Source organism: Microbispora sp. NPDC088329 (assembly GCF_040685655.1).
GTDB lineage: Bacteria > Actinomycetota > Actinomycetes > Streptosporangiales > Streptosporangiaceae > Microbispora.
This window is the reverse complement of the sequence record NZ_JBFBIP010000069.1, coordinates 1-1,216: the sequence shown is the minus strand read 5'-3', so window position 1 is coordinate 1,216 and position 1,216 is coordinate 1. Positions and strand designations below refer to the sequence as shown.

Below are 1,216 nucleotides of genomic sequence, written 5' to 3'. Positions count from 1 at the left end.
CAGGGCAAGGGCATGAGCGACCTGCTGGAGCAGCAGGTGCCGCAGTCCATCACGCTGACCTCGGAGACCGTCAGCAAGGACAATGTGGACAAGTATCTGCCGTCCGGCTTCGAGTCGTGACGTCTGTCATCGGGATCGGCATGGTCGGGTACGCGTTCATGGGCCGTACCCACTCCCAGGCATGGCGCAGTGTGAACGCGTTCTTCGACCTGCCGATCAAACCCGCGATGGTGGCCGTGGCGGGCAGGTCCGCCGAGGCCACCGCGCAGGCCGCGGAGACGCTGGGCTGGGCGCACGCGGAGACCGACTGGAAGCGGCTCCTCGAGCGTGACGACGTGCAGGTGATCGACATCTGCACGCCGGGCGACAGCCACGCCGAGATCGCCATCGCGGCGCTGGAGGCGGGCAAGCACGTCATCTGCGAGAAGCCGCTGGCCAACACCGTGGCCGAGGCCGAGGCCATGGCCGCCGCCGCCCGCGCGGCGGCGGCGCGCGGGGTGCGCAGCATGGTCGCCTTCAACTATCGCCGCGTGCCCGCCATCGCGCTGGCCCGGCGGTTCGTCGAAGAGGGCAGGCTCGGGGAGATCCGGCACGTGCGGGCGCAGTACCTGCAGGACTGGATCGTCGACCCGGAGTTCCCGCTGGTCTGGCGGCTGCAGAAGGACAAGGCCGGGTCCGGGGCCCTCGGTGACATCGGCGCCCACATCATCGACACCGCGCAGTTCATCGTCGGTGAACGGCTCGTCGGGGTCTCGGCGCTGACCGAGACCTTCGTCAAGGAGCGCCCCCTGGCCACCAACTCGGCCGGGCTCTCGGCCGGTGGCGGCGCCGGGAGGGGCACGGTCACCGTCGACGACGCCGCGCTGTTCATCGGCCGGCTCAGCGGCGGCGGCCTGGCGTCGTTCGAGGCCACCCGGTTCGCCGGCGGCCGCAAGAACGCGCTGCGCATCGAGGTCAACGGATCGCTGGGCAGCCTGTCCTTCGACTTCGAGGCGATGAACGAGCTGTGGTTCCACGACCACACCATCCCCAGCGGTGAGCACGGGTTCCGGCGGGTGCAGGTCACCGAGCCGGACCACCCGTACGCCGGGGCCTGGTGGCCCCCGGGTCACGGCCTCGGATACGAGCACACCTTCACCCACGAGGTGAAGGACTTCATCGAGGCGGTGGCCGCCGGCACCGACCCCGCACCGTCCTTCGAGGACGGGCTGCGGGT

General features: G+C 70.6%; 1 protein-coding gene. It reads left to right on the top strand.

The features are described from left to right. Positions 1-116: 116 nt before the first annotated feature. A partial coding sequence (locus tag AB0O28_RS39840) for a Gfo/Idh/MocA family oxidoreductase (RefSeq protein WP_363648231.1) occupies positions 117-1,216 on the top strand: 1,100 nt, incomplete at its 3' end.